The following is a 20,767-nucleotide window of genomic DNA, read 5'->3' as shown; positions in this document are numbered from 1 at the left end:
ACTCTGGAGACTAGCAATGGGTCAGAAAGTACATCCTAATGGTATTCGCCTGGGTATTGTAAAACCATGGAACTCTACCTGGTTTGCGAACACCAAAGAATTCGCTGACAACCTGGACAGCGATTTTAAAGTACGTCAGTACCTGACTAAGGAACTGGCTAAAGCGTCCGTATCTCGTATCGTTATCGAGCGTCCGGCTAAGAGCATTCGTGTAACCATTCACACTGCTCGTCCTGGCATCGTTATCGGTAAGAAAGGCGAAGACGTAGAAAAACTGCGCAAGGTCGTAGCGGATATCGCTGGCGTTCCTGCACAGATCAATATCGCTGAAGTTCGTAAGCCTGAACTGGACGCTAAATTGGTTGCTGACAGCATCACTTCTCAGCTGGAACGTCGTGTTATGTTCCGTCGTGCTATGAAGCGTGCTGTACAGAACGCAATGCGTCTGGGCGCTAAAGGTATCAAAGTTGAAGTTAGCGGCCGTCTGGGCGGCGCGGAAATCGCACGTACCGAATGGTACCGTGAAGGTCGCGTACCGCTGCACACTCTGCGTGCTGACATCGACTACAACACCTCTGAAGCGCACACCACTTACGGTGTAATCGGCGTTAAGGTATGGATCTTCAAAGGTGAGATCCTGGGTGGTATGGCTGCTGTTGAACAACCGGAAAAACCGGCTGCTCAACCTAAAAAGCAGCAGCGTAAAGGCCGTAAATAAGGAGCGTCGCTGATGTTACAACCAAAGCGTACAAAATTCCGTAAAGTGCACAAAGGCCGCAACCGTGGTCTGGCGCAGGGTACGGATGTTAGCTTCGGCACTTTCGGTCTGAAAGCTGTTGGCCGTGGTCGTCTGACTGCACGTCAGATCGAAGCAGCACGTCGTGCAATGACCCGTGCAGTTAAGCGTCAAGGTAAGATTTGGATCCGTGTATTCCCGGACAAACCAATCACCGAGAAGCCACTGGAAGTTCGTATGGGTAAAGGTAAAGGTAACGTGGAGTACTGGGTTGCCTTGATCCAACCGGGCAAAGTCCTTTATGAAATGGACGGTGTTCCGGAAGAGCTGGCCCGTGAAGCCTTCGGCCTGGCAGCAGCGAAACTGCCTATCAAAACCACCTTTGTAACTAAGACGGTGATGTAATGAAAGCAAATGAGCTGCGTGAAAAAAGCGTTGAAGAACTGAACGCCGAGCTGCTGAACCTGCTGCGTGAGCAGTTCAACCTGCGTATGCAGGCTGCAAGTGGCCAGCTGCAACAGACTCACCTGCTGAAGCAAGTGCGTCGCAATGTTGCACGCGTTAAGACTTTACTGACTCAGAAGGCGGGTGCGTAATGACCGATAAAATCCGTACTCTGCAAGGTCGTGTTGTTAGCGACAAAATGGAGAAATCCATCGTTGTTGCTATCGAACGTATTGTGAAACACCCGATCTACGGTAAATTCATCAAGCGTACGACCAAACTGCACGTACATGACGAGAACAACGAATGTGGTATCGGCGACAAGGTTGAAATCCGTGAATGCCGTCCACTGTCCAAGACTAAGTCCTGGACGCTGGTTCGCGTTGTAGAGAAAGCGGTTCTGTAATACAGTAAGCCTTCTCGATACGAATAAACGGCTCAGCGATGAGCCGTTTATTTTTTCTACCCATATTGCAGAAGCGGTGTTATAATGCCGCGCCCTCGATATGGGGCTTTTTAACGGCTCTGATTTTAGAGTCTCAGGTAGTAGTTGACATTAGCGGAGCACTAAAATGATCCAAGAACAGACTATGCTGAACGTCGCCGACAACTCCGGTGCACGTCGCGTAATGTGTATCAAGGTTCTGGGTGGCTCGCACCGTCGCTACGCAGGCGTAGGCGACATCATCAAGATCACCATCAAGGAAGCAATTCCACGTGGTAAGGTCAAAAAAGGTGATGTGCTGAAGGCGGTAGTGGTGCGCACCAAGAAGGGTGTTCGTCGCCCTGACGGTTCTGTCATTCGCTTCGATGGTAATGCATGCGTTATTTTAAACAATAACAGCGAGCAGCCTATCGGCACGCGTATCTTTGGGCCGGTAACTCGTGAACTTCGTACTGAGAAGTTCATGAAAATTATCTCTCTGGCACCAGAAGTACTCTAAGGAGCGAATCATGGCAGCGAAAATCCGTCGTGATGACGAAGTTATCGTGTTAACCGGTAAAGATAAAGGTAAACGCGGTAAAGTAAAAAATGTTCTGTCTTCCGGCAAACTTGTCGTTGAAGGTATCAACCTGGTTAAGAAACATCAGAAGCCGGTTCCGGCCCTGAACCAACCAGGCGGCATCGTTGAAAAAGAAGCTGCTATTCAGGTTTCTAACGTTGCAATCTTCAATGCGGCTACCGGTAAGGCTGACCGTGTAGGCTTTAGATTCGAAGACGGCAAAAAAGTCCGTTTCTTCAAGTCTAACAGCGAAACTATCAAGTAATTTGGAGTAGTACGATGGCGAAACTGCATGATTACTACAAAGACGAAGTAGTTAAGAAACTCATGACCGAGTTTAACTACAATTCTGTCATGCAAGTCCCTCGGGTCGAGAAGATCACCCTGAACATGGGTGTTGGTGAAGCGATCGCTGACAAGAAACTGCTGGATAACGCAGCAGCGGATCTGACAGCAATCTCCGGTCAAAAGCCGTTGATCACCAAAGCACGCAAATCAGTTGCAGGCTTCAAAATCCGTCAGGGCTATCCGATCGGCTGTAAAGTAACTCTGCGTGGCGAACGCATGTGGGAGTTCTTTGAGCGCCTGATCACTATTGCTGTACCGCGTATCCGTGACTTCCGTGGCTTGTCCGCTAAGTCTTTCGACGGTCGTGGTAACTACAGCATGGGTGTCCGTGAGCAGATCATCTTCCCAGAAATCGACTACGATAAAGTCGACCGCGTGCGTGGTTTGGATATTACCATTACCACTACTGCGAAATCTGACGAAGAAGGCCGTGCTCTGCTGGCTGCCTTTGACTTCCCGTTCCGCAAGTAAGGTAGGGTTACTGAATGGCTAAGCAATCAATGAAAGCACGCGAAGTAAAGCGCGTAGCTTTAGCTGATAAATTCTTCGCTAAACGCGCTGAACTGAAAGCGATCATTTCTGATGTGAACGCTTCCGACGAAGATCGTTGGAATGCGGTTCTCAAGCTGCAGTCTCTGCCGCGTGATTCCAGCCCGTCTCGTCAGCGTAACCGCTGCCGTCAAACAGGTCGTCCACATGGTTATGTGGGCAAGTTTGGGTTGAGCCGTATCAAACTGCGTGAAGCCGCCATGCGCGGTGAAGTACCAGGCTTGAAAAAGGCTAGCTGGTAATTACCAATTGAATCACGGGAGTAAAGACAGATGAGCATGCAAGATCCGATCGCGGATATGCTGACCCGTATCCGTAACGGTCAGGCCGCGAACAAAGTTGCGGTCACCATGCCTTCCTCCAAGCTGAAAGTGGCAATTGCCAACGTGCTGAAGGATGAAGGTTTTATCGAAGATTTTAAAGTTGAAGGCGACACCAAGCCGGAACTGGAAGTGACTCTTAAGTACTTCCAGGGTAAAGCTGTTGTAGAGAGCATTCAGCGTGTCAGCCGCCCAGGTCTGCGCATCTATAAGAAAAAAGATGAGCTGCCTAAAGTTATGGCTGGTCTTGGTATCGCAGTTGTTTCTACCTCTAAAGGTGTTATGACTGATCGTGCAGCGCGCCAGGCTGGTCTTGGTGGCGAAATTATCTGCTACGTAGCCTAATCGGAGGAAAAAATGTCTCGTGTTGCTAAAGCACCGGTCGTTATTCCTGCCGGCGTTGATGTAAAAATCGACGGTCAGGTTATTACGATCAAAGGTAAAAACGGCGAGCTGACTCGTACCCTCAACAATGCTGTTGAAGTTAAACATGCAGACAACGCTCTGACCTTCGGTCCACGTGATGGTTTCGTGGATGGATGGGCTCAGGCTGGTACCGCGCGTGCCCTGCTGAACTCAATGGTTGTTGGTGTTACCGAAGGCTTCACTAAAAAGCTTCAGCTGGTTGGTGTAGGTTATCGTGCAGCTATCAAAGGGAATGCAGTTGGCCTGTCTCTGGGCTTCTCACACCCTGTTGAGCATCCGCTGCCGGCCGGTATCACTGCAGAATGCCCGACTCAGACTGAAATCGTGCTGAAAGGCGCTGATAAACAGCTGATCGGCCAGGTTGCAGCAGATCTGCGCGCCTACCGTCGTCCTGAGCCTTACAAAGGCAAGGGTGTTCGTTACGCCGACGAAGTCGTGCGTACCAAAGAGGCTAAGAAGAAGTAAGGTAACACTATGGATAAGAAATCTGCTCGTATCCGTCGTGCGACCCGCGCACGCCGCAAGCTCAAAGAGCTGGGTGCAACTCGCCTGGTGGTACATCGTACCCCGCGTCATATTTACGCACAGGTAATTGCACCGAACGGTTCTGAAGTTCTGGTAGCTGCTTCTACTGTAGAAAAAGCTATCGCAGAACAATTGAAGTACACCGGTAACAAAGACGCCGCTGCAGCTGTAGGTAAAGCTGTTGCAGAACGCGCTCTGGAAAAAGGCATCAGCAATGTTTCCTTTGACCGTTCCGGGTTCCAATATCATGGTCGTGTCCAGGCACTGGCAGATGCTGCCCGTGAAGCTGGCCTTCAGTTCTAAGGTAGAGGTGTAAGATGGCTCACATCGAAAAACAAGCTGGCGAACTGCAGGAAAAGCTGATCGCGGTTAACCGCGTATCTAAAACCGTTAAAGGTGGTCGTATTTTCTCCTTCACAGCTCTGACTGTAGTTGGTGATGGTAACGGTCGCGTTGGTTTTGGTTACGGTAAAGCGCGTGAAGTTCCAGCAGCGATCCAGAAAGCGATGGAAAAAGCCCGTCGCAATATGATTAACGTCGCGCTGAACCACGGCACCCTGCAACACCCAGTTAAAGGTGTTCACACGGGTTCTCGTGTATTCATGCAGCCAGCTTCCGAAGGTACCGGTATCATCGCCGGTGGTGCAATGCGCGCCGTTCTGGAAGTTGCTGGAGTTCATAACGTTCTGGCTAAAGCATATGGTTCCACCAACCCGATCAACGTGGTTCGTGCAACTATTGATGGCCTGGAAAATATGAATTCTCCAGAAATGGTCGCTGCCAAGCGTGGTAAATCCGTTGAAGAAATTCTGGGGTAATTGACCATGGCAAAGACTATTAAAATCACTCAAACCCGCAGTGCAATCGGTCGTCTGCCGAAACACAAGGCAACGCTGCTTGGCCTGGGTCTGCGTCGTATTGGTCATACCGTTGAGCGCGAGGATACTCCTGCTGTTCGCGGTATGGTCAACGCGGTTTACTTCATGGTTAAAGTTGAGGAGTAAGAGATGCGTTTAAATACTCTGTCTCCGGCCGAAGGCTCTAAAAAGGCGGGTAAACGCCTGGGTCGTGGTATCGGTTCTGGCCTCGGTAAAACCGGTGGTCGTGGTCACAAAGGTCAGAACTCTCGTTCTGGCGGTGGCGTACGTCGCGGTTTCGAGGGTGGTCAGATGCCACTGTACCGTCGTCTGCCGAAATTCGGCTTCACCTCTCGCAAAGCAGCGATCACAGCGGAAATCCGTCTGTCTGACCTGGCGAAAGTTGAAGGCGGCGTTGTAGACCTGAACACGCTGAAAGCAGCTAACATTATCGGTATCCAGATCGAGTTCGCGAAAGTGATCCTGGCTGGTGAAGTTTCTACTCCGGTAACTGTTCGTGGCCTGCGTGTGACTAAAGGTGCTCGTGCTGCTATCGAAGCTGCTGGCGGTAAAATTGAGGAATAAGTAGCAGATGGCTAAGCAACCGGGATTAGATTTTCAAAGTGCCAAAGGTGGTTTTGGCGAGCTGAAACGCAGACTGCTGTTTGTTATCGGCGCGCTGATTGTTTTCCGTATTGGCTCTTTTATTCCGATCCCTGGTATCGATGCCGCTGTACTTGCCAAACTGCTTGAGCAACAGCGAGGCACCATCATTGAAATGTTCAACATGTTCTCTGGTGGTGCTCTCAGCCGTGCTTCTATCTTCGCATTGGGTATTATGCCGTATATCTCGGCATCTATTATTATCCAGCTGCTGACGGTCGTTCATCCGGCCCTGGCAGAGTTGAAGAAAGAAGGGGAGTCTGGACGTCGTAAGATTAGTCAGTACACCCGTTACGGCACTCTGGTGCTGGCGATATTCCAGTCGATCGGTATTGCTACCGGTCTGCCGAATATGCCTGGTATGCAGGGCCTGGTGTTAAACCCGGGCTTTGCATTCTATTTCACCGCTGTTGTAAGTCTGGTCACAGGAACCATGTTCCTGATGTGGCTCGGCGAACAGATTACTGAACGTGGTATCGGTAACGGTATCTCAATCATTATCTTCGCCGGTATTGTTGCGGGACTCCCGCCAGCCATTGCCCACACTATCGAGCAAGCGCGTCAAGGCGACCTGCACTTCCTCCTGTTGCTGTTGGTTGCAGTATTAGTATTTGCAGTGACGTTCTTTGTTGTCTTCGTTGAACGTGGTCAACGCCGCATTGTGGTGAACTACGCTAAACGTCAGCAGGGTCGTCGTGTCTATGCTGCACAGAGCACACATTTACCGCTGAAAGTGAATATGGCGGGGGTAATCCCGGCAATCTTCGCTTCCAGTATTATTCTGTTCCCAGCGACCATCGCGTCATGGTTCGGGGGCGGGACTGGTTGGAACTGGCTGACAACAATTTCGCTGTATTTGCAGCCTGGGCAACCACTTTATGTGTTACTCTATGCGTCTGCGATCATCTTCTTCTGTTTCTTCTACACGGCGTTGGTCTTCAACCCGCGTGAAACAGCAGATAACCTGAAGAAGTCCGGTGCATTTGTACCAGGAATTCGTCCGGGAGAGCAAACGGCGAAGTATATCGATAAAGTAATGACTCGCCTGACTTTGGTTGGTGCGCTTTATATTACTTTTATCTGCCTGATCCCGGAGTTCATGCGTGATGCAATGAAAGTACCGTTCTACTTCGGTGGGACTTCACTGCTTATCGTTGTTGTCGTGATTATGGACTTTATGGCTCAAGTGCAAACTCTGATGATGTCCAGTCAGTATGAGTCTGCATTGAAGAAGGCGAACCTGAAAGGCTACGGCCGCTAATTGGTCGCCTGAGAAGTTACGGAGAGTAAAAATGAAAGTTCGTGCTTCCGTCAAGAAATTATGCCGTAACTGCAAAATCGTTAAGCGTGATGGTGTCATCCGTGTGATTTGCAGTGCCGAGCCGAAGCATAAACAGCGCCAAGGCTGATTATTTCGCATATTTTTCTTGCAAAGTTGGGTTGAGCTGGCTAGATTAGCCAGCCAATCTTTTGTATGTCTGTACGTTTCCATTTGAGTATCCTGAAAACGGGCTTTTCAGCATGGTGCGTACATATTAAATAGTAGGAGTGCATAGTGGCCCGTATAGCAGGCATTAACATTCCTGATCAGAAACATGCTGTGATCGCATTAACTTCGATCTACGGCGTCGGCAAGACCCGTTCTAAGGCCATTCTGGCTGCAGCGGGTATCGCTGAAGATGTTAAGATCAGTGAGCTGTCTGAAGAACAAATCGACACGCTGCGTGACGAAGTTGCCAAATTTGTCGTTGAAGGTGATCTGCGCCGTGAAGTTAGCATGAGCATCAAGCGCCTTATGGATCTTGGTTGCTATCGCGGTTTGCGTCATCGTCGTGGTCTGCCAGTGCGCGGTCAGCGTACTAAGACCAACGCACGTACCCGTAAGGGTCCGCGCAAACCGATCAAGAAATAATCGGGGTGATTGAATAATGGCAAAGGCACCAATTCGTGCACGTAAACGTGTAAGAAAACAAGTCTCTGACGGCGTGGCTCATATCCATGCTTCTTTCAACAACACCATCGTTACTATCACTGATCGTCAGGGTAACGCATTGGGTTGGGCAACAGCCGGTGGTTCCGGTTTCCGTGGTTCACGCAAATCCACTCCGTTTGCAGCTCAGGTTGCAGCAGAGCGTTGCGCTGAAGCCGTAAAAGAATACGGCATCAAGAATCTGGAAGTTATGGTTAAAGGTCCGGGTCCAGGCCGCGAATCTACTGTTCGTGCTCTGAACGCCGCTGGTTTCCGCATCACTAATATTACTGATGTGACTCCGATCCCTCATAACGGTTGTCGTCCGCCGAAAAAACGTCGCGTATAACGCGCTCGTTTTTTAGGTTAGTTGGAGATAGAAAATGGCAAGATATTTGGGTCCTAAGCTCAAGCTGAGCCGTCGTGAGGGCACCGACTTATTCCTTAAGTCTGGCGTTCGCGCGATCGATACCAAGTGTAAAATTGAACAAGCTCCTGGCCAGCACGGTGCGCGTAAACCGCGTCTGTCTGACTATGGTGTGCAGTTGCGTGAAAAGCAAAAAGTTCGCCGTATCTACGGTGTGCTGGAGCGTCAGTTCCGTAACTACTATAAAGAAGCAGCACGTCTGAAAGGCAACACTGGTGAAAACCTGTTGGCTCTGCTGGAAGGTCGTCTGGACAACGTTGTATACCGTATGGGCTTCGGCGCTACTCGTGCTGAATCACGCCAGTTGGTTAGCCACAAAGCAATCATGGTAAACGGTCGTGTTGTTAACATCGCTTCTTATCAGGTTAAAGCGAATGACGTTGTTAGCATTCGTGAGAAAGCGAAAAAGCAATCTCGCGTGAAAGCCGCTCTGGAGCTGGCTGAGCAGCGTGAAAAGCCAACCTGGCTGGAAGTTGATGCTGGCAAGATGGAAGGTACGTTCAAGCGTCAGCCAGAACGTTCTGATCTGTCTGCGGACATTAACGAACACCTGATCGTCGAGCTTTACTCCAAGTAAAGCTTAGTACCAAAGAGAGGACACAATGCAGGGTTCTGTGACAGAGTTTCTAAAACCGCGCCTGGTAGATATCGAGCAAGTGAGTTCGACGCACGCCAAGGTGACCCTTGAGCCTTTAGAGCGTGGCTTTGGCCATACTCTGGGTAACGCACTGCGCCGTATTCTGCTCTCATCGATGCCGGGTTGCGCGGTGACCGAGGTTGAGATTGATGGTGTACTTCATGAGTACAGCACCAAAGAAGGCGTTCAGGAAGATATCCTTGAAATCCTGCTCAACCTGAAAGGGCTGGCGGTGAGAGTTCAGGGTAAAGATGAAGTTATTCTTACTCTGAATAAATCTGGCATTGGCCCTGTGACTGCAGCCGACATCACCCACGACGGTGATGTTGAAATCGTCAAGCCGCAGCACGTGATCTGCCACCTGACCGATGAGAACGCAGCTATTAGCATGCGTATCAAAGTTCAGCGCGGTCGTGGTTATGTGCCGGCTTCTGCCCGAATTCATTCGGAAGAAGATGAGCGCCCAATCGGCCGTCTGCTGGTCGACGCATGTTACAGCCCTGTAGAGCGTATTGCCTACAATGTTGAAGCAGCGCGTGTAGAACAGCGTACCGACCTGGACAAGCTGGTCATCGAAATGGAAACCAACGGCACAATCGATCCTGAAGAGGCGATTCGTCGTGCGGCAACCATCCTGGCAGAACAACTTGAAGCTTTCGTTGACTTACGTGATGTTCGTCAGCCGGAAGTTAAAGAAGAGAAACCAGAATTCGATCCGATCCTGCTGCGCCCTGTTGACGATCTCGAATTGACTGTCCGCTCTGCTAACTGCCTCAAGGCAGAAGCTATCCACTATATCGGTGATCTGGTACAGCGTACCGAGGTTGAGTTGCTGAAAACGCCGAACCTGGGTAAAAAATCTCTTACTGAGATTAAAGACGTGCTGGCCTCACGTGGTCTGTCTCTGGGTATGCGCCTGGAAAACTGGCCACCGGCAAGCATTGCTGACGAGTAACCGGATCACAGGTTAAGGTTTTACTGAGAAGGATAAGGTCATGCGCCATCGTAAGAGTGGTCGTCAACTGAACCGCAACAGCAGCCATCGCCAGGCTATGTTCCGCAACATGGCAGGTTCACTGGTTCGTCATGAAATCATCAAGACGACCCTGCCTAAAGCGAAAGAGCTGCGTCGCGTAGTTGAGCCGCTGATTACTCTTGCCAAGACTGACAGCGTTGCTAATCGTCGTCTGGCATTCGCCCGTACTCGTGATAACGAGATCGTGGCAAAACTGTTTAACGAACTGGGTCCGCGTTTTGCGAGCCGTGCAGGTGGTTACACTCGTATTCTGAAGTGTGGCTTCCGTGCAGGCGACAACGCTCCGATGGCTTACATCGAGCTGGTTGATCGTTCTGAATCGAAAGCAGAAGCTGCTGCAGAGTAATCTGTAGTAACGTAAAAAGACCCGCTTCGGCGGGTTTTTTTATATCCGCAGAATCCCCACTTCTCTACAATAACTGTATCTTTTCTGTTCATCCCCTGGAGTTCGTTATGTGGTTGCTCGACCAGTGGGCAGAACGCCATATTTGCGATGCCCAAAGAAAAGGTGAATTTGATAATCTTCCGGGTACCGGTGCTCCGATAGTGCTGGATGACGATTCTCATGTCGCGCCTGAGTTACGCTCTGGTTATCGCTTACTGAAAAATGCCGGTTGCTTACCCCCGGAACTCGAGCAGCGTAAAGAGGCAGTAGAACTTGTCGACCTGTTGAAAGGTATTCGCAAGGACGATCCCCGGCATCCAGAAATTAGTCGCCGCCTGGCATTGATCGAACTAAAACTGCGCCAGGCCGGAATGAATACTGATTTTCTGCACGGCGAGTATTGTGAACGGCTGATGCACAAAATGAATGAGGAGTAGTTATGTATCGTATTGGTGAACTCGCAAAGCTTGCTAACGTCACACCGGATACCATTCGTTATTACGAAAAGCAGCAGATGATTGATCATGAGGTGCGCACGGAAGGCGGGTTCCGTCTTTATACCGATAATGACCTACAGCGTCTCCGGTTTATACGTTACGCACGTCAGCTTGGGTTTACCCTTGAATCCATCCGCGAGCTTCTTTCGATCCGCATCGATCCGGCACATCATACGTGTCAGGAGTCGAAGAGCATTGTTCAGGCCAGACTTGATGAAGTAGAAGAACGGATCCAGGAGCTTCAGACAATGCAGCGATCACTACAGCGCCTGAATGATGCCTGCTGCGGTACGGCCCACAGCAGTGTCTATTGCTCGATCCTCGAAGCACTCGAACAGGGCGCAAGTGGAGAAACACAGGGATGTTGATTTTTAGTACATCCAGGTCTAGACTCCGGTCGACTTAAACCATACTCAGGAGACATTATGAGTCGCTATCAGCATACGAAGGGGCAAATCAAAGACAATGCCATCGAAGCCCTGCTCCATGATCCACTTTTCCGGCAGCGGGTAGAGAAAAACAAAAAGGGGAAAGGAAGTTATCTGCGTAAAGGCAAACATGGCAATCGGGGTAACTGGGAGGCCAGTGGCAAGAGAGCAAATTGCTTTTTTACCACTGGCCTTCCTGTTTTTAGCTTCTGATTAAGAACGGTTATTTTGTTCTTTTAACAGGTCGCGGATTTCGGTCAACAATACTTCTTCTTTCGTTGGCGCTGGTGCTGCTGCCGGCTCTTCTTTTTTACGGTTAAGCTTGTTGATAAGCTTGATCGCCATAAAAATAGCAAACGCGACAATCACAAAATCGAAGATGTTCTGGATGAACACACCGTAGTGCATCACAACCGCCGGGACATCACCCTGAGCATCCCGCAGCGTAACGGCGAACTGTTTAAAATCTATGCCCCCGATTAATAACCCTAAAGGTGGCATAATAATGTCGGCTACCAGTGATGAAACGATCTTACCGAACGCTGCACCAATAATGACACCCACAGCCAAATCCACCACATTTCCGCGCATCGCAAATTCGCGAAACTCTTTAATAAAACTCATTATGTTCTCCTTGTGCCAGCTGACGATTATAAGTTTAACAAATGATTAGCTAATTTCCATTGGTGATAAATAATCGTTATGAAAAATTAAAGGCATATTAATGAGAGGGTTAATGTCCGGGCGCCCTTTAAAGAGCACCCGAATCATTACAGGAAGAATGGACTTGGCTGGAATAAACGTTCGACGTCGGTAATAAACTTTTTATCGGTAAGGAACATAATGACATGGTCACCTTGCTCGATACGCAAATTATCATTGGCGATCATGACATCGTTACCGCGTACTACAGCCCCAATTATGGTGCCTGGCGGTAATTTAATTTCATCAATCGCCCTGCCTACCACTCGGGAGGTTGTTTCATCACCGTGTGCAACGGCTTCGATAGCCTCAGCGACTCCGCGACGAAGCGATGAAACGCCAACGATGTCAGCCTTACGAACGTGGCTCAGCAGTGCCGAAATAGTGGCTTGTTGTGGTGAAATCGCAATATCGATGACGCTTCCTTGTACCAGATCGACATAGGCCCGGCGCTGAATGAGCACCATTACCTTTTTGGCTCCCATCCGTTTTGCGAGCATCGCCGACATGATATTCGCTTCATCATCGTTGGTGACGGCAATAAACAGATCAACTTGATCAATATGTTCTTCGGCCAGCAACTCTTGATCCGACGCATCACCATAAAACACGATCGTGTTCTGTAACTTTTCTGCGAGCTCAGACGCACGTTGTTGATCGCGTTCGATCAACTTCACGCTGTAGTCCTTTTCAAGCCGACGTGCCAGGCCCGCGCCGATATTACCGCCACCGACCAGCATAATGCGTTTGTACGGCTTTTCGAGACGCTGAAGCTCACTCATCACCGCACGGATATGCTGAGACGCGGCAATAAAGAAGACTTCATCGCCGGCTTCGACAATGGTCGAGCCTTGCGGGCGAATCGGCCTGTCGTGACGGAAAATGGCTGCAACGCGGGTATCGATATGCGGCATATGTTCGCGCATCGTCGACAGCGCATTACCAATCAGTGGGCCACCATAATAGGCTTTAACTACGGCCAGGCTCACTTTTCCTTCTGCGAAGTTCACGACCTGGAGTGCGCCAGGGTATTCGATCAGACGGTAAATGTTGTCGATAACCAGTTGTTCTGGCGCAATAAGATGGTCGATCGGAACCGCTTCTGAATTAAACAGTTTTTCCGCGTCACGGACATAATCCGGAGAGCGGATACGCGCAATCCTGTTTGGCGTGTTAAAAAGCGAGTATGCAACCTGGCACGCAACCATATTGGTTTCGTCCGAACTGGTCACCGCGACCAGCATATCGGCATCGTCTGCACCGGCTTCGCGAAGCACTCGTGGGTGTGAACCGTGGCCTTGTACAACCCGAAGGTCAAACTTATCCTGCAAAACGCGCAGTCGATCGCCATTGGTATCGACAATTGTGATGTCGTTATTCTCACCAACAAGGTTTTCGGCCAGCGTTCCGCCGACCTGTCCTGCACCCAGAATGATTATCTTCATATCTTGCGGCCTGTTCTCACATCACTCTTTGATTAGCTTAGCGTAAAAGAAACCATCGCCTTCTTCAGCACCAGGCAGGTTTTGCAGACCAGGGCGCTCTGGCGTACCTGTTCCATGCAGTGAAGCATTTGGGGTACGTTTCAGGAATGCCGCGATCTGCTGACAATTTTCTTCCGGAAGAACTGAGCAGGTCGCATATACCAGCGTCCCGCCAGATTTCAGATGTGGCCAAACCGCATCGAGAATTTCGGCTTGTAGCTGAGCAAGTTCGTTGATGTCACGATCGCGACGCAGCCACTTGATGTCCGGGTGGCGGCGGATCACGCCTGTAGCTGAACAAGGTGCATCCAGCAGGATACGATCGAATTGTGTATCCCCACACCATTCAGCTGGTTTGCGTCCGTCACCCTGTTTGACCTGCGCCTTTAGTCCTAAACGTTTCAGGTTGTCATAGACGCGAGAAAGACGCTGCTCATCGACATCAACAGCCAATACACTGGCTTGCGGGGCAACTTCGAGAATATGAGTCGTCTTACCCCCAGGTGCCGCACAAAGGTCGAGGATCTGCTCACCATTTTGGGGTTCAAGCCAGGTCATGCAGCCCTGAGCAGAGGCATCCTGAACCGTCACCCATCCCTCTTCAAAACCCGGTAACGCATGTACTGGTGCCGGGGTTTCTAAACGTACGGCATCAGGATAGGCATCATGCGTAAATCCGTTCATACCAGATTCTTTCAGCAGGGCAAGCCACGCATCACGGGTATGATGATTACGGTTGACGCGTAACCACATCGGAGGACGCTGGTTATTGGCCCCGGCGATGTCCTGCCACTGCTGTGGATACGCTTTTTTAAGACGATTAAGCAGCCACGACGGGTGCAGGTACTGATTTTCGGTCCGGGCAAATTCGGCCAGCAGCTCTTCTTGCTGGCGCTGGAACTGGCGTAGCACCCCGTTGATCAATCCTTTCAGTTGCGGACGTTTAATGGCAACGGCACCTTCTACCGTTTCTGCCAGCGCAGCGTGAGGCGGGATACGAGTATGAAGCAACTGGTAGAATCCAACCATAATCAGGTAATGCACGGTGCGCTGCTTTCCTGTCATCGGGCGTGACATCAGCTTGTTAATCAGCCACTCAAGCTGGGAAAGGGTGCGCAGGACACCAAAGCACAACTCCTGAAGCAGTGCTTTGTCTTTGTCCGACACTTTCTGTTGAAGTGGCGGCAGCACATTGCTCAGCGACTGCCCTTGCTCAACCACTTGTTCGACGGCCTGCGCCGCCATACTGCGTAGATTTTGTTTTTTCATAGCCGTAAAAATAAAAATGCCCGGAAACACCGGGCCTTAAGGATAATTTTTCTCAGGCAAGACGTTTGCCGGGGATAAACCATTCGCGACGGGAATTTAACAGATCCTGGGCACTCATCGCTTTCTTACCCGCAGGCTGGAGCGACTCAAGGTTCAAAATACCTTCTGTCGTTGCAACCTGGATACCCTGTTTGTTCGCATCGAGGATAGTACCAGGCTCTGCGCTTGAGTGAACCTCAATGACGGAGGCTTTCCAGACTTTTACTGGCTGATCATCGATCATTAGCCAGCTCATTGGCCACGGATTAAATGCGCGAATGCAGCGTTCAAGCTGAGCGGCCGACAATGACCAGTCGATCTGAGCTTCTTCTTTGCTCAGCTTTTCGGCATAGGTGACCAGCGCTTCATCCTGAACTTCAGGCTGTGCCGTATTATCCGCAAGCTGCTGCAGTGTCTCGATGAGTCCCAGAGGGCCAAGATCTGCCAGCTTGTCGTAAAGCGTTGCGCTGGTGTCTTCTGCGGTAATCGGGCAGGCGAGTTTATACAGCATATCGCCAGTGTCTAAACCTACGTCCATCTTCATGATAGTGACGCCAGTTTCAGCATCACCTGCCCACAAAGAACGCTGGATAGGCGCCGCGCCGCGCCAGCGAGGCAGCAGAGAGCCGTGCACATTTACACAGCCCAGGCGAGGCATATCAAGAACAGCTTTTGGCAGAATTAAACCGTAAGCCACCACCACCATGACGTCGGCATTGAGATCGGCAACAAGTTGCTGATTTTCCTGCGGACGTAAAGATGCTGGCTGGAATACAGGTAATCCGTGCTCTTCTGCCAGCACTTTTACCGGGCTCGGCATCAGCTTTTTGCCGCGGCCAGCCGGGCGATCCGGTTGCGTAAATACACCCACAACCTGGTGGCCAGAAGATAACAGCGCGTCGAGATGACGCGCTGCAAAATCAGGAGTTCCTGCGAAGATAATACGTAGCGATGTAGACACGTTATTCCTTGTATCCCGGGATGTTATGCACGAGAGCGCATACGATCCAGTTTCTCTACTTTCTGGCGAATACGCTGTTGTTTCAGTGGCGAGAGGTAATCGATAAACAGTTTACCGACCAGGTGATCCATCTCATGCTGAATACAAATCGCCAGCAGTTCGTCAGCTTCCAGTTCGAACGGATTACCGTCACGATCCAGAGCGCGAATTTTCACTTTTTCGGCACGTGGCACTAAAGCACGCTGTTCTGGAATGGACAGACAGCCTTCCTCGATACCTGTTTCTCCGCTCTTTTCGAGCAGCTCAGGGTTGATCAGCACCAGACGGCCATCGCGATTTTCAGAGACGTCAATCACGATAATACGCTTGTGAATGTCAACCTGCGTAGCCGCCAGGCCAATGCCTTCTTCGGCGTACATGGTATCGAACATATCATCGACGATACGCTGAATTTCTGCATTCACTTCTTTTACCGGTTCAGCGACGATGCGAAGGCGCTCGTCCGGAATATGTAACACTTGCAAAACTGCCATAAATTTCCAGAGTCGTATTCAGGAGTTGATAAGAATATTACCTCTATTCTAGACAAATCCCCCATCGATTGACAGCATCAGTGACCAATCGCAATGATTGCGGAGGCTGCTTATGGCAGGGAAAAGGATGACGTCTACAGAGATATGGTTACGGCTGATCAACACGACAACACTGTGTGGTGATGCGATGCTGGAAGCAGCCGCGTACCTGCTGCGCCAGACGAATATTGATAATGTTGCTATCAAAGACGCAGGGCTGTCGGGTAAGCAAGCTGAGCGTTTTTTTGCACTCGGCGAGGCTGAGCTTGAGCGGAGCCTGATTTGGCTCGAACAGCCTGGTCATTGTCTGCTGCCCGCGAATGATCCCCGATACCCACCATTACTTCGAATGATACCGGATTACCCCGGTGCCCTGTTCGTTAAAGGGCATGTTGAAGTACTCAATAATATTCAACTGGGAGTTGTAGGGAGCCGTTCCCCGTCCTGGTATGGTCAGCGCTGGGGAAAGCTTCTGTGTGAGCAGCTGGCACAGTGTGGCTTCACGATAACCAGCGGGCTGGCCTGTGGGATTGATGGTGTAGCTCACCGGGCGGCGCTGGCGGTTAAAGGAAGCAGTGTGGCGGTGCTGGGCAATGGCCTTTTCAGTATTTATCCACGCAGGCATTTTTCCCTTGCCGATCAACTGATTGAGGGCGGTGGGGCGGTTATTTCTGAGTTCTCCTTATCAACATCTCCCTGGCCCACTAATTTTCCTCGTCGCAACCGCATTATTAGCGGGTTGAGCCTCGGGGTTTTTGTGGTTGAGGCGGCATTACGTAGCGGTTCGCTTGTTACCGCCAGATGCGCACTGGAGCAGGGGCGTGAGGTTTTTGCACTGCCGGGGCCAGTAGGGAATCCCGGGTGCGAAGGGCCACACTGGCTAATAAAGCAGGGCGCAACGCCTGTCACAGGCACAGAGGACATTCTGGAAAATTTGCGATATGGGCTGCACTGGCTTCAGGGGGAAGCCGAAAAGCGACAATATTCATCAGATCAGGAGGAGGTGGCATTGCCATTTCCCAAGCTCCTGGCTAACGTAGGAGATGAGGTAACACCTGTTGACGTTGTCGCTGAACGTGCCGGCCAACCTGTGCCAGTAACGGTAGCACAGCTACTCGAACTGGAGTTAGCAGGGTGGATCGCAGCTGTACCCGGCGGCTATGTCCGATTAAGGAGGGCAAGCCATGTTCGACGTACTGATGTATTTGTTTGAGACTTACATCCATAACGAAGCAGAAATGCGAGTGGATCAGGACAAATTGACACGGGATCTTACCGATGCGGGATTTGAGCGGGAAGATATTTATAATGCGTTGATGTGGTTAGAGAAACTGGCTGATTATCAGGAAGGCCTTGCCGAACCGATGCAGCTTGCTTCCGATCCGCTGTCTGTACGCATCTATACAGCTGAAGAGTGTGAAAGGCTGGATGCCAGCTGCCGGGGATTTATTTTATTCCTTGAGCAGATTCAGGTGCTAAACCTCGAAACGCGAGAAATGGTGATAGAGCGCGTCATGGCGCTGGATACGGCAGAATTCGAACTGGAAGACCTCAAATGGGTGATTCTGATGGTTCTGTTTAATATCCCGGGCTGTGAAAATGCCTATCAACAAATGGAAGAATTACTCTTTGAAGTGAATGAAGGTATGCTGCACTGATTCAAAGGTGCAGCACCAAGAGTTGTTATGGCCAAATCAGCACTATTCACGGTGCATAAAAATGAGCCCTGCCCGCAGTGCGGGGCTGAACTTGTCATTCGGTCCGGGAAACACGGTCCGTTTCTCGGTTGTTCACACTATCCGGAATGTGATTATGTCCGTCCCCTGAAAAGCCAGGCGGATGGGCATATCGTTAAGATTCTGGAGGGGCAGTTATGCCCTGTCTGCGGTGGTGAGTTAGCCTTGCGACAAGGCCGCTTCGGTATGTTTATCGGATGCAGTCACTACCCTGAATGCGAACATACAGAACAAATTGATAAACCAGATGAAACGGCAATCGCGTGTCCACAATGCCAGCATGGACAGTTGGTTCAGCGCCGTTCTCGTTTTGGTAAGACCTTCCATTCTTGCGATCGCTATCCTGAATGCCAGTTCGTTATCAATTTCAAACCGGTAGCGGGGGTCTGCCCTCATTGCGACTATCCGTTACTAATAGAGAAGAAAACTGCGCAAGGCTTAAAACGTTTCTGCGCCAGTAAACAATGTGGAAAGCCGGTTGCGGCGGATCAAACCAGTGAATAATAACCTGCCATCAGGCTCCATTGCGTATGCAGTGGACGTACTGAAAAAAGAAGAAGTCATCGCTTATCCAACAGAAGCTGTATTTGGGGTCGGTTGCGATCCTGACAGCGAAACGGCTGTGGGCCGTCTGCTTGAGCTAAAACAACGGCCTGTCGAGAAAGGGCTAATACTGATTGCAGCAAATTACGAGCAACTCAAACCCTATATAGATGATTCCATGCTGACGCCGGCGCAGCGGGAAACCATATTCTCCGTCTGGCCTGGTCCTGTGACCTTTGTTTTCCCGGCGCGGCCGACAACACCGCGCTGGCTAACCGGGCGCTTTGATTCCCTGGCCGTTCGTGTAACAGATCATCCGCTGGTGGTTGAGCTATGTCTGGCGTTCGGTAAACCTTTGGTGTCGACCAGCGCAAACCTGACCGGGTTGCCACCTTGCAGGACTTCTGAAGAAGTGCTGGCGCAATTCGGGGATGATTTCCCGGTGGCTGTTGGTGAAACGGGCGGGCGCCTGAATCCTTCTGAAATCCGCGATGCGTTAACCGGCGAACGTTTTCGCCAGGGGTAATATGATGGAAACTTATGCCGTTTTTGGAAATCCGATTGCTCACAGCAAATCACCTCTGATTCATCAGCAGTTTGCTGAACAATTGCAGATAGACCATCCCTATGGCCGGGTACTGGCCCCAGTCGATGCGTTTGTTGCAACGCTGAATGCCTTTTTTGATGCGGGTGGTAAAGGTGCGAATGTCACCGTTCCCTTTAAAGAAGAAGCTTTTGAGCGAGCGGATGAACTTACTGAGCGAGCTTCTCTTGCTGGCGCAGTGAATACACTTAAACGGCTTGAGGATGGACGCCTGCTGGGCGATAACACCGACGGAATTGGGCTGTTAAGCGATCTGCAAAGGTTGTCATTTATAAAGCCAGGCTTCCGGATATTGCTGATTGGCGCGGGGGGCGCATCACGTGGCGTGTTGCTGCCTCTGCTCTCTCTGGACTGTTCCGTAACCATTACTAACCGTACTTTCTCCCGGGCCGAAGAGTTAGCCGCATTGTTTGCGCATACAGGCAGCGTGAGTGCTGTCGCGCTGGATGATTTGGCGGGGCATGAGTTCGATCTGGTGATTAACGCGACCTCGAGCGGTATTGGCGGAGAAGTCCCGGCTATTCCTGCTTCGCTGGTGAGCGCCCATCTCTTTTTCTATGACATGTTCTACCAGAATGGGAAAACACCTTTCCTGAACTGGTGCGAACAGCATGGCGCGAAACACCTGGCTGATGGTCTTGGAATGCTGGTGGGGCAAGCGGCCCATGCCGTGTTGCTTTGGCATGGCGTGTTGCCGGCGGTCGAGCCTGTAATTGAGAAGCTGAAACAGGAACTGTCCGCGTGAATCAGGCCATTCACTTTCCCGACAGAGAAGTCTGGGACGAAGAAAAACAAGCCGTTTGTTTCCCGGTACTGGTGCATGGGATGCAGTTGACCTGTGCAATCAGTAAGGACGTGTTGCTGGAACGCTTTGGCGGCACTCAGGCAATGGACGTATTTTGCGAAAATCGCTGGGACCTTGAAGAGGAAGCCAGCGATTTAATCCGCGACCAGCAGGAAGACGATCAAGGCTGGGTCTGGATATCCTGATCTAAATAGTCATTCTTCCATTTTACGTAGTTGTTCGCAGAGTATTTCAATCCTTCAATTTCCGCCTCTGTTAAGGGGCGGATCTGTTTTACCGGGCTGCCTAAATAGAGATAACCGCTTTCGAGCCGTTTATTTTGCGGGACCAGGCTGCCGGCGCCAATCATCACATCATCTTCTACAACTACGCCATCCAGCAAAATTGACCCCATACCGACCAGAACCCGATTGCCTATCCTGCAGCCGTGGAGCATCACCTTATGACCAACGGTCACCTCTTCTCCGACGATAAGAGGATTGCCTTGCGGGTTGTTCGAGGATTTGTGGGTTACATGCAGAACGCTGCCGTCCTGAATATTGGTGCGGGCACCAATCGCAACATAGTTAACGTCTCCTCTGATCGCAACGAGCGGCCAGATGCTGACATCGTCCGCCATTCGCACATCGCCGATGACAACGCTGCTGGCATCGATCATCACGCGATCGCCTTTCTGGGGGAATAGATCTTTATAAGGACGCAGTACAGCTGACATATCTACCTCTATTAATAAACGCTACACAAAAGACTTTGATCGCATTTATGGATCGAGGCAAGGCCAAAATGCGTCAATATTTAAGC

36 protein-coding genes are annotated in these 20,767 nt (G+C 50.6%); 30 read left to right on the top strand and 6 right to left on the bottom strand.

The features are described from left to right. The first annotated feature begins 16 nt into the window (after window positions 1–16). The 24 genes from rpsC to N1249_RS20325 all read left to right on the top strand — a co-directional run bounded on the left by rpsC (window position 17) and on the right by N1249_RS20325 (window position 11,464). On the top strand, window positions 17–718 hold the full coding sequence (rpsC, locus tag N1249_RS20440) for a 30S ribosomal protein S3 (RefSeq protein WP_000529945.1): 702 nt from the start codon (window positions 17–19) through the stop codon (window positions 716–718). 12 nt (window positions 719–730) lie between these two features. Continuing rightward, entirely contained in the window at window positions 731–1,141 is a 411-nt protein-coding gene (rplP, locus tag N1249_RS20435; protein ID WP_002919759.1) for a 50S ribosomal protein L16, read from the top strand. After that, window positions 1,141–1,332, top strand: a complete 192-nt coding sequence (gene rpmC / locus N1249_RS20430) for a 50S ribosomal protein L29 (RefSeq protein ID WP_006817276.1) — start codon at window positions 1,141–1,143, stop codon at window positions 1,330–1,332. The genes rplP and rpmC overlap by 1 nt, the downstream gene beginning before the upstream one ends. Further along, window positions 1,332–1,586 carry a 30S ribosomal protein S17 gene (rpsQ, locus tag N1249_RS20425; RefSeq protein WP_008503489.1) on the top strand — a complete coding sequence of 85 codons (255 nt, stop codon included), beginning with the start codon at window positions 1,332–1,334 and terminating at the stop codon, window positions 1,584–1,586. Before rpmC ends, rpsQ begins: the two co-directional genes overlap by 1 nt. Before the next feature lie 166 nt (window positions 1,587–1,752). Further along, window positions 1,753–2,124 carry a 50S ribosomal protein L14 gene (rplN, locus tag N1249_RS20420; protein WP_002919748.1) on the top strand — a complete coding sequence of 124 codons (372 nt, stop codon included), beginning with the start codon at window positions 1,753–1,755 and terminating at the stop codon, window positions 2,122–2,124. A gap of 10 nt (window positions 2,125–2,134) precedes the next feature. Next, window positions 2,135–2,449, top strand: a complete 315-nt coding sequence (rplX, locus tag N1249_RS20415) for a 50S ribosomal protein L24 (RefSeq protein WP_003863287.1) — start codon at window positions 2,135–2,137, stop codon at window positions 2,447–2,449. Between the two features lie 14 nt (window positions 2,450–2,463). After that, entirely contained in the window at window positions 2,464–3,003 is a 540-nt protein-coding gene (gene rplE, locus N1249_RS20410) for a 50S ribosomal protein L5 (RefSeq protein ID WP_001096202.1), read from the top strand. Between the two features lie 14 nt (window positions 3,004–3,017). Next, window positions 3,018–3,323, top strand: coding sequence for a 30S ribosomal protein S14 (gene rpsN, locus N1249_RS20405; protein WP_003863291.1), 306 nt, complete (start codon window positions 3,018–3,020; stop codon window positions 3,321–3,323). Window positions 3,324–3,353: 30 nt separating this feature from the next. Then, complete coding sequence (rpsH, locus tag N1249_RS20400) at window positions 3,354–3,746, top strand: 30S ribosomal protein S8 (protein WP_014072058.1); 393 nt, start codon at window positions 3,354–3,356, stop codon at window positions 3,744–3,746. Window positions 3,747–3,758: 12 nt separating this feature from the next. Beyond that, window positions 3,759–4,292, top strand: coding sequence for a 50S ribosomal protein L6 (gene rplF, locus N1249_RS20395; protein ID WP_006178917.1), 534 nt, complete (start codon window positions 3,759–3,761; stop codon window positions 4,290–4,292). A gap of 9 nt (window positions 4,293–4,301) precedes the next feature. After that, window positions 4,302–4,655, top strand: a complete 354-nt coding sequence (rplR, locus tag N1249_RS20390; protein ID WP_013099023.1) for a 50S ribosomal protein L18 — start codon at window positions 4,302–4,304, stop codon at window positions 4,653–4,655. 14 nt (window positions 4,656–4,669) lie between these two features. After that, window positions 4,670–5,170 carry a 30S ribosomal protein S5 gene (gene rpsE, locus N1249_RS20385; RefSeq protein WP_002438697.1) on the top strand — a complete coding sequence of 167 codons (501 nt, stop codon included), beginning with the start codon at window positions 4,670–4,672 and terminating at the stop codon, window positions 5,168–5,170. Between the two features lie 6 nt (window positions 5,171–5,176). Next, a complete protein-coding gene (gene rpmD / locus N1249_RS20380) occupies window positions 5,177–5,356 on the top strand; it encodes a 50S ribosomal protein L30 (RefSeq protein WP_003863301.1) in 180 nt (59 codons plus the stop codon). 3 nt (window positions 5,357–5,359) lie between these two features. Further along, window positions 5,360–5,794 carry a 50S ribosomal protein L15 gene (rplO, locus tag N1249_RS20375; protein ID WP_003863304.1) on the top strand — a complete coding sequence of 145 codons (435 nt, stop codon included), beginning with the start codon at window positions 5,360–5,362 and terminating at the stop codon, window positions 5,792–5,794. A 7-nt stretch (window positions 5,795–5,801) separates the two neighbouring features. Beyond that, window positions 5,802–7,133, top strand: a complete 1,332-nt coding sequence (gene secY / locus N1249_RS20370; protein WP_003863305.1) for a preprotein translocase subunit SecY — start codon at window positions 5,802–5,804, stop codon at window positions 7,131–7,133. Window positions 7,134–7,164: 31 nt separating this feature from the next. Next, entirely contained in the window at window positions 7,165–7,281 is a 117-nt protein-coding gene (gene rpmJ / locus N1249_RS20365; protein ID WP_000868187.1) for a 50S ribosomal protein L36, read from the top strand. A 146-nt stretch (window positions 7,282–7,427) separates the two neighbouring features. Beyond that, on the top strand, window positions 7,428–7,784 hold the full coding sequence (gene rpsM / locus N1249_RS20360) for a 30S ribosomal protein S13 (protein ID WP_003031135.1): 357 nt from the start codon (window positions 7,428–7,430) through the stop codon (window positions 7,782–7,784). 16 nt (window positions 7,785–7,800) lie between these two features. After that, window positions 7,801–8,190, top strand: coding sequence for a 30S ribosomal protein S11 (rpsK, locus tag N1249_RS20355; protein ID WP_003031137.1), 390 nt, complete (start codon window positions 7,801–7,803; stop codon window positions 8,188–8,190). Window positions 8,191–8,224: 34 nt separating this feature from the next. After that, complete coding sequence (gene rpsD, locus N1249_RS20350; protein ID WP_003863314.1) at window positions 8,225–8,845, top strand: 30S ribosomal protein S4; 621 nt, start codon at window positions 8,225–8,227, stop codon at window positions 8,843–8,845. Window positions 8,846–8,870: 25 nt separating this feature from the next. Beyond that, window positions 8,871–9,860 carry a DNA-directed RNA polymerase subunit alpha gene (locus N1249_RS20345; RefSeq protein ID WP_002919219.1) on the top strand — a complete coding sequence of 330 codons (990 nt, stop codon included), beginning with the start codon at window positions 8,871–8,873 and terminating at the stop codon, window positions 9,858–9,860. Window positions 9,861–9,900: 40 nt separating this feature from the next. Then, on the top strand, window positions 9,901–10,287 hold the full coding sequence (rplQ, locus tag N1249_RS20340) for a 50S ribosomal protein L17 (RefSeq protein WP_001216372.1): 387 nt from the start codon (window positions 9,901–9,903) through the stop codon (window positions 10,285–10,287). Between the two features lie 107 nt (window positions 10,288–10,394). Continuing rightward, complete coding sequence (locus N1249_RS20335; protein WP_259832702.1) at window positions 10,395–10,763, top strand: DUF1992 domain-containing protein; 369 nt, start codon at window positions 10,395–10,397, stop codon at window positions 10,761–10,763. Window positions 10,764–10,765: 2 nt separating this feature from the next. Beyond that, window positions 10,766–11,191, top strand: a complete 426-nt coding sequence (zntR, locus tag N1249_RS20330; protein WP_259832699.1) for a Zn(2+)-responsive transcriptional regulator — start codon at window positions 10,766–10,768, stop codon at window positions 11,189–11,191. Between the two features lie 57 nt (window positions 11,192–11,248). Next, a complete protein-coding gene (locus N1249_RS20325) occupies window positions 11,249–11,464 on the top strand; it encodes an alternative ribosome-rescue factor A (RefSeq protein ID WP_166718598.1) in 216 nt (71 codons plus the stop codon). On the opposite strand, the gene mscL is transcribed toward N1249_RS20325, so the two are convergent. From mscL to def, 5 genes are all read right to left on the bottom strand, one after another. Then, a complete protein-coding gene (mscL, locus tag N1249_RS20320; RefSeq protein WP_014072054.1) occupies window positions 11,465–11,875 on the bottom strand; it encodes a large-conductance mechanosensitive channel protein MscL in 411 nt (136 codons plus the stop codon). Window positions 11,876–12,021: 146 nt separating this feature from the next. Then, window positions 12,022–13,398: a Trk system potassium transporter TrkA gene (gene trkA, locus N1249_RS20315; RefSeq protein ID WP_013099016.1), complete on the bottom strand. Its 1,377-nt coding sequence runs from the start codon at window positions 13,396–13,398 to the stop codon at window positions 12,022–12,024. 21 nt (window positions 13,399–13,419) lie between these two features. Then, window positions 13,420–14,706: a 16S rRNA (cytosine(967)-C(5))-methyltransferase RsmB gene (gene rsmB / locus N1249_RS20310; RefSeq protein ID WP_259832695.1), complete on the bottom strand. Its 1,287-nt coding sequence runs from the start codon at window positions 14,704–14,706 to the stop codon at window positions 13,420–13,422. 52 nt (window positions 14,707–14,758) lie between these two features. Further along, window positions 14,759–15,706 carry a methionyl-tRNA formyltransferase gene (fmt, locus tag N1249_RS20305; protein WP_259832685.1) on the bottom strand — a complete coding sequence of 316 codons (948 nt, stop codon included), beginning with the start codon at window positions 15,704–15,706 and terminating at the stop codon, window positions 14,759–14,761. Window positions 15,707–15,729: 23 nt separating this feature from the next. Next, on the bottom strand, window positions 15,730–16,239 hold the full coding sequence (gene def / locus N1249_RS20300; RefSeq protein WP_014072050.1) for a peptide deformylase: 510 nt from the start codon (window positions 16,237–16,239) through the stop codon (window positions 15,730–15,732). 127 nt (window positions 16,240–16,366) lie between these two features. On the opposite strand from def, the gene dprA reads away from it, so the two are divergent. The 6 genes from dprA to N1249_RS20270 are packed head-to-tail and all read left to right on the top strand — an operon-like array spanning window position 16,367 to window position 20,151. Then, window positions 16,367–17,491, top strand: coding sequence for a DNA-protecting protein DprA (gene dprA / locus N1249_RS20295; protein WP_259832674.1), 1,125 nt, complete (start codon window positions 16,367–16,369; stop codon window positions 17,489–17,491). Next, window positions 17,463–17,936 (top strand): DUF494 family protein Smg, encoded by a 474-nt coding sequence (smg, locus tag N1249_RS20290; protein ID WP_014072048.1) that lies wholly within the window; start codon window positions 17,463–17,465, stop codon window positions 17,934–17,936. Before dprA ends, smg begins: the two co-directional genes overlap by 29 nt. A gap of 27 nt (window positions 17,937–17,963) precedes the next feature. Beyond that, window positions 17,964–18,518, top strand: coding sequence for a type I DNA topoisomerase (locus N1249_RS20285; RefSeq protein WP_259832671.1), 555 nt, complete (start codon window positions 17,964–17,966; stop codon window positions 18,516–18,518). Further along, on the top strand, window positions 18,511–19,083 hold the full coding sequence (gene tsaC / locus N1249_RS20280; RefSeq protein ID WP_259832668.1) for an L-threonylcarbamoyladenylate synthase type 1 TsaC: 573 nt from the start codon (window positions 18,511–18,513) through the stop codon (window positions 19,081–19,083). The genes N1249_RS20285 and tsaC overlap by 8 nt, the downstream gene beginning before the upstream one ends. Window positions 19,084–19,087: 4 nt before the next feature. Beyond that, window positions 19,088–19,906 carry a shikimate dehydrogenase gene (aroE, locus tag N1249_RS20275; RefSeq protein WP_259838233.1) on the top strand — a complete coding sequence of 273 codons (819 nt, stop codon included), beginning with the start codon at window positions 19,088–19,090 and terminating at the stop codon, window positions 19,904–19,906. After that, entirely contained in the window at window positions 19,903–20,151 is a 249-nt protein-coding gene (locus N1249_RS20270) for a DUF1488 domain-containing protein (protein WP_259832665.1), read from the top strand. Before aroE ends, N1249_RS20270 begins: the two co-directional genes overlap by 4 nt. On the opposite strand, the gene N1249_RS20265 is transcribed toward N1249_RS20270, so the two are convergent. After that, on the bottom strand, window positions 20,127–20,681 hold the full coding sequence (locus N1249_RS20265) for a gamma carbonic anhydrase family protein (protein ID WP_259832662.1): 555 nt from the start codon (window positions 20,679–20,681) through the stop codon (window positions 20,127–20,129). The genes N1249_RS20270 and N1249_RS20265 overlap by 25 nt on opposite strands. Between the last annotated feature and the right edge of the window lie 86 nt (window positions 20,682–20,767).

This window comes from Enterobacter sp. CP102, assembly GCF_025152625.1.
Taxonomy (GTDB): Bacteria; Pseudomonadota; Gammaproteobacteria; order Enterobacterales; family Enterobacteriaceae; genus Enterobacter; species Enterobacter soli.
This window is presented reverse-complemented; position numbering and strand designations above follow the sequence as displayed.